This is a genomic window from Pseudoalteromonas sp. RB2-MNA-CIBAN-0110, assembly GCF_040309305.1.
Lineage (GTDB): Bacteria > Pseudomonadota > Gammaproteobacteria > Enterobacterales > Alteromonadaceae > Pseudoalteromonas > Pseudoalteromonas arctica.
Window position 1 is genome coordinate 1 of record NZ_JBEOOQ010000173.1, and the last position, 274, is coordinate 274.

The 274-nt window shown below is 38.0% G+C and carries 1 protein-coding gene; it reads left to right on the plus strand.

The genetic code is table 11. From position 1 onward, the window contains the following. On the plus strand, positions 1-239 hold a 239-nt coding region (locus AAEY68_RS21050), incomplete at its 5' end, for a hypothetical protein (protein ID WP_350586827.1). Between the last annotated feature and the right edge of the window lie 35 nt (positions 240-274).

Consider the following 274-nt stretch of genomic DNA (forward strand, 5'->3'; position numbering starts at 1 on the left):
GGCTTAAAAAGCCTGAGAACAATCCGCTATTAATACGCAATGATATGTCGGACGACTATAACGTGACGAGCACAAATTCAACAGAGTTCATGTGTGACGATAGGCTTAGACAGCTGTTTGTTATTCCGTTTATTAAAAATTACATTAATACTATGGAGAGTGAGCAGCCTATTACCTTTATTGATTTAGATAATGGTGAGTGTGGAAGTTACACTGTTCCTCGTGGCAACGACGATTAATGTTAAATGGCTATTTGGCGAGGTTTAATTTAGGT